This window comes from Parapedobacter soli (genome assembly GCF_025460835.1).
Taxonomy (GTDB): Bacteria; Bacteroidota; Bacteroidia; order Sphingobacteriales; family Sphingobacteriaceae; genus Parapedobacter; species Parapedobacter soli.
Map to the genome: position 1 here is coordinate 1 of NZ_JAMXAY010000101.1, position 5,883 is coordinate 5,883.

1 protein-coding gene, 4 tRNA genes and 3 rRNA genes are annotated in these 5,883 nt (G+C 54.3%); all 8 read left to right on the forward strand.

Annotation, left to right across the window (positions count from 1 at the left end):
* A partial coding sequence (locus tag NGM62_RS21365; RefSeq protein ID WP_262250342.1) for a hypothetical protein occupies positions 1–269 on the forward strand: 269 nt, incomplete at its 5' end.
* A 118-nt stretch (positions 270–387) separates the two neighbouring features.
* Positions 388–1,915 (forward strand): 16S ribosomal RNA (locus NGM62_RS21370).
* Between the two features lie 116 nt (positions 1,916–2,031).
* Positions 2,032–2,108, forward strand: a tRNA-Ile gene (locus NGM62_RS21375).
* Positions 2,109–2,267: 159 nt separating this feature from the next.
* A tRNA-Ala gene (locus tag NGM62_RS21380) sits at positions 2,268–2,341 on the forward strand.
* 52 nt (positions 2,342–2,393) lie between these two features.
* Positions 2,394–2,470 (forward strand) — tRNA-Ser (locus NGM62_RS21385).
* An 83-nt stretch (positions 2,471–2,553) separates the two neighbouring features.
* Positions 2,554–2,630, forward strand: a tRNA-Ser gene (locus NGM62_RS21390).
* A gap of 199 nt (positions 2,631–2,829) precedes the next feature.
* Positions 2,830–5,711: ribosomal RNA gene (locus NGM62_RS21395) — 23S ribosomal RNA — on the forward strand.
* A gap of 67 nt (positions 5,712–5,778) precedes the next feature.
* Positions 5,779–5,883: ribosomal RNA gene (rrf, locus tag NGM62_RS21400) — 5S ribosomal RNA — on the forward strand; the annotation flags it as partial.

Here is a 5,883-nt window from a genome sequence, read left to right on the forward strand (position 1 = left end):
TTCCTTTCCCCGGTTGCGGGGTATGGGTTGCGGTTGCAGGGATGGCGGGAAAAGAAAATGAAAATAAATTTTGCAAGTCCGGAAAAGGTTTTTACCTTTGCAGTCCCAAACGGAAACCCGCTCTGCGGGCGAGGTTAGCGCGAGGCTGGCCGGGCATCCGGAAAGGGGCGGACAGCAGCGGTACAGGGGGTCGGACCCCCGGCACGGCACAGCGGCCGAAGCGTGAGCGGAGGCACAGAAGTTCTTCAAAGATATTGATATTCATGTAGCGTAACGAGTAGTCTGTGGAAGACGAAAGTTAAAAACAGACCTAAGTCAATCCAGGTGACAGACATTACAACAGAGATTGATTCCGAGTTAATCGGGTCAGATCGAACAAACATTTTTACAATGGAGAGTTTGATCCTGGCTCAGGATGAACGCTAGCGGCAGGCCTAATACATGCAAGTCGAACGGGATCCGAGGGTAGCTTGCTACCCGAGGTGAGAGTGGCGCACGGGTGCGTAACGCGTGAGCAACCTGCCCGTCCCAGGGGGATAGCCCCTCGAAAGAGGGATTAACACCGCATGACGTTGAGATGTGGCATCACATCACAACCAAATATTCATAGGGGACGGATGGGCTCGCGTGGCATTAGCTTGTTGGTAAGGTAACGGCTTACCAAGGCAACGATGCCTAGGGGCTCTGAGAGGAGAATCCCCCACACTGGTACTGAGACACGGACCAGACTCCTACGGGAGGCAGCAGTAAGGAATATTGGTCAATGGGCGAAAGCCTGAACCAGCCATGCCGCGTGCAGGAAGACGGCCCTATGGGTTGTAAACTGCTTTTGCACGGGAACAACCCCCCCGACGTGTCGGGGGCTGAGCGTACCGTGAGAATAAGGATCGGCTAACTCCGTGCCAGCAGCCGCGGTAATACGGAGGATCCAAGCGTTATCCGGATTTATTGGGTTTAAAGGGTGCGTAGGCGGCGCGCTAAGTCAGTGGTGAAAGACGGTGGCTCAACCATCGCAGTGCCGTTGATACTGGCGCGCTTGAATGCGGATGAGGTAGGCGGAATGTGGCAAGTAGCGGTGAAATGCATAGATATGCCACAGAACACCGATTGCGAAGGCAGCTTACCAAGGCGCAATTGACGCTGAGGCACGAAAGCGTGGGGATCAAACAGGATTAGATACCCTGGTAGTCCACGCCCTAAACGATGATGACTCGATGTTCGCGATACACGGCGAGCGTCCAAGCGAAAGCGTTAAGTCATCCACCTGGGGAGTACGCCCGCAAGGGTGAAACTCAAAGGAATTGACGGGGGCCCGCACAAGCGGAGGAGCATGTGGTTTAATTCGATGATACGCGAGGAACCTTACCCGGGCTTGAAAGTTAGTGAATTATCCAGAGATGGATAAGTCCTTCGGGACACGAAACTAGGTGCTGCATGGCTGTCGTCAGCTCGTGCCGTGAGGTGTTGGGTTAAGTCCCGCAACGAGCGCAACCCCTATGGATAGTTGCCAGCATGTAACGGTGGGGACTCTATCCAGACTGCCTGTGCAAACAGTGAGGAAGGAGGGGACGACGTCAAGTCATCATGGCCCTTACGTCCGGGGCTACACACGTGCTACAATGGGCGGTACAGCGGGCAGCCACCTGGCAACAGGGAGCAAATCCCGCAAAGCCGTTCACAGTTCGGATCGGGGCCTGCAACTCGGCCCCGTGAAGTTGGATTCGCTAGTAATCGCGTATCAGCAATGACGCGGTGAATACGTTCCCGGGCCTTGTACACACCGCCCGTCAAGCCATGAAAGCCGGGGGTGCCTGAAGCATGTTGCCGAAAGGGGCGTGTCAGGGCAAAACTGGTGATTGGGGCTAAGTCGTAACAAGGTAGCCGTACCGGAAGGTGCGGCTGGAATACCTCCTTTCTAGGGCACCGGATTGGTGCTCGTTGCGCACATGATAATCAATGAATCTGGATCAGAAAAAAAAGAATAGGACACCGTTCCCTTACAGCGGTATCCGACAGGCGTGAATGAAAGCTAGTCCCGTAGCTCAGTTGGTTAGAGCACTACACTGATAATGTAGGGGTCAGCAGTTCAAGTCTGCTCGGGACTACCAGGAGAGATGTGAGACATTAGATATGAGATGTGAGATCAGGCAGGGTCTCAAATCTAACATCTCAAATCTCATATCTGTAAAAGGGGAATTAGCTCAGCTGGCTAGAGCATCCCGACCTTGGGTCGGGAGGGCCAACGGGAGCGATTCGCCGGACAGATTGGGGAATTAGCTCAGCTGGCTAGAGCACCTGCCTTGCACGCAGGGGGTCAACGGTTCGAATCCGTTATTCTCCACATTTTATCGCATACCGCGAGGGTCTGCGTATTGACAGGGTTTGATTTACGAGGAAATTGGCCATTAGGGGCCAGAGCATCCCGATTTGACATCGGGAGTGGTCAACGGTTCGAATCCGTTATTCTCCACNGGTCAACGGTTCGAATCCGTTATTCTCCACATTTTATCGCATACCGCGAGGGTCTGCGTATTGACAGGGTTTGATTTACGAGGAAATTGGCCATTAGGGGCCAGAGCATCCCGATTTGACATCGGGAGTGGTCAACGGTTCGAATCCGTTATTCTCCACGCTTAGACAAGAGACAAAAGACATGAGATCTGAGACGATTGCGTCCCGCATCTGATATCCGGTGTCTCACATCTAAAAAGTTCTTTGACATATTGGAAGAAAACAAGAAGAGAGAGAAAGAGAAGGCAACAGTGGCAATCCCGCCCCGGCGGGGTTGGCCGCAATAGCCGCACGGTAGCAAAAGGGCCGTGCGGCGTAGAGAAAGTAGAAAAGGGCACACGGGGGATGCCTAGGCTCCCAGAGGCGATGAAGGACGTGACAAGCTGCGATAAGCCGCGGGGATCGGCAAATGCGAATCGATCCGCGGATTTCCGAATGGGGAAACCTGATGTACTGAAGGTACATCGTATAATACGCGAACGCGCCGAACTGAAACATCTAAGTAGGCGTAGGAGAAGAAAACAACAGTGATTCCGCAAGTAGTGGCGAGCGAAAGCGGAACAGCCCAAACCGGTATTGTTACGGCAATACCGGGGTTGTAGGACCACAACAGGGCATTGGATAAGCTAAGTGGAAACCGGAAGGGAAGCCGGTACCGAAGAGGGTGACAGTCCCGTACACGTAAGCAAAGCCAGCCCAGTGGATTCCTGAGTACCGCGGGGTCGGAGACGCCCTGCGGGAATCCGGCGGCACCATCCGCCAAGGCTAAATACTCCTGGGAGACCGATAGTGAACCAGTACCGTGAGGGAAAGGTGAAAAGAACCCCGAACAGGGGAGTGAAATAGAACCTGAAACCGTGTGCCTACAATCGGTCGGAGCGGACTTGTCCGTGACGGCGTGCCTTTTGCATAATGAGCCTACGAGTTACTCTTCACCGGCAAGGTTAAGCCCTTCAGGGGCGCAGCCGAAGCGAAAGCGAGTCTGAACAGGGCGCATAGTCGGTGGAGGTAGACGCGAAACCTTGTGATCTACCCTTGGGCAGGTTGAAGGTGCCGTAACAGGTACTGGAGGACCGAACCGATAAGCGTTGAAAAGCTTCCGGATGACCTGAGGGTAGGGGTGAAAGGCCAATCAAACTGGGAAATAGCTCGTACTCCCCGAAATGTTTTTAGGAACAGCGTGGAGGTCAAGTCCCGCGGAGGTAGAGCTACCGATTGGGTGCGGGGGAGTCACATCCTACCAAATCCAGACGAACTCCGAATGCCGCGGGATATACTCCGCAGTGAGGCTCTGGGTGCTAAGGTCCAGGGCCGAGAGGGAAAGAACCCAGACCATCAGCTAAGGTCCCAAAATACACGCTAAGTTGGACTAACGAGGTCCGGCTGCACAGACAGCTAGGATGTTGGCTTGGAAGCAGCCATCCATTTAAAGAGTGCGTAACAGCTCACTAGTCGAGCGGCCGGGCGTGGATAATGAACGGGCATCAAGCGTGTTACCGAAGCTATGGGGTAAGCAATTACCGGTAGGGGAGCATTCCGGATTGGGCGAAGCCGCATCGTGAGATACGGTGGACAGCCCGGAAAAGCAAATGTAGGCATAAGTAACGATAAGGCGGGTGGGAAACCCGCCCACCGAAAGACCAAGGTTTCCTGATCAACGCTAATCGGATCAGGGTCAGTCGGGGCCTAAGGCTAACCCGAACGGGGATGCCGATGGACAACGGGTTAATATTCCCGTACTTTTGATGGTTGCGACGCGGGGACGGAGAAGTGAAACCACCGCGCACTGACGGAATAGTGCGTTGAAGGGCGTAGGTATAGGGATCCCAGGAAAATCCGGGAACCCTGCTCAAACCCGATAGTACGGCAAACCTCCGGGTGAGCCGATAGTGTGGGTAACCATGCTCCCGAGAAAATCCGCTAAGCTCCAGACCATCAAAACCCGTACCGCAAACCGACACAGGTGGTCGGGGTGAGAATCCTAAGGTGCTCGAGTGAATCATGGCTAAGGAACTCGGCAAAATGGCCCTGTAACTTCGGGAGAAGGGGCTCCCACAGCAATGTGGGACGCAGTGAAAAGGCCCAGGCGACTGTTTAACAAAAACACATGGCTTTGCGAAATCGAAAGATGAGGTATAAGGCCTGACACCTGCCCGGTGCCGGAAGGTTAAGGGGGGATGTTAGTGGGTTCGCCCGCGAAGCATTGAACCGAAGCCCCGGTAAACGGCGGCCGTAACTATAACGGTCCTAAGGTAGCGAAATTCCTTGTCGGGTAAGTTCCGACCTGCACGAATGGTGTAACGATCTGGGCGCTGTCTCGGCCATGAGCTCGGTGAAATTGTGGTACCGGTGAAGACGCCGGTTACCCGCAACGGGACGGAAAGACCCCATGAACCTTCACTATAGCTTAACATTGGGACTGGATGCGGGATGTGTAGGATAGGCGGGAGTCTATGAAGCGGGTTCGCCAGGACTCGTGGAGACAACCTTGAAATACCGCCCTTTCCGTATCCGGTTCCTAATCCCGCAATTGCGGGAGACACTGTTTGGTGGGTAGTTTGACTGGGGTGGTCGCCTCCAAAAAGGTAACGGAGGCTTTCAAAGGTAAGCTCAGTACGCTTGGTAACCGTACGTGGAGTGCAATGGCATAAGCTTGCTTGACTGTGAGGCCTACAAGCCGAACAGGGCCGAAAGGCGGACATAGTGATCCGGTGGTTCTGAATGGAAGGGCCATCGCTCAAAGGATAAAAGGTACTCTGGGGATAACAGGCTGATCTCCCCCAAGAGCTCATATCGACGGGGAGGTTTGGCACCTCGATGTCGGCTCGTCACATCCTGGGGCTGGAGAAGGTCCCAAGGGTTCGGCTGTTCGCCGATTAAAGTGGCACGCGAGCTGGGTTCAGAACGTCGCGAGACAGTTCGGTCCCTATCTGTTGCGGGCGTGGGAACATTGAGTGGGGCTGGCCTTAGTACGAGAGGACCGGGCTGGACCGACCGCTGGTAAACCAGTTATGCCGCCAGGCGTACCGCTGGGTAGCTACGTCGGGTTTGGATAAGCGCTGAAAGCATCTAAGTGCGAAACCGGCCACAAGATGAGTGTTCCTCAAAAGGGCCCCCGTAGACGACGGGGTCGATAGGCCGCAGGTGTAAAGGTGGCAACACCAAAGCCGAGCGGTACTAATAACCCGAAACTTTCCGCAAAAATAAAAACGCTGCCCAACCTTTCTCACTCTAACTTGTTTTCTACCAATCTTGTCATAAAGATATTCAGGTGCCTATTTCGGCGGTGAACCACCTCTTCCCTTACCGAACAGAGAAGTTAAGACCGCCAGAGCCGATGGTATTGCCGTAAAAGGCGTGAGAGTAGGTCGG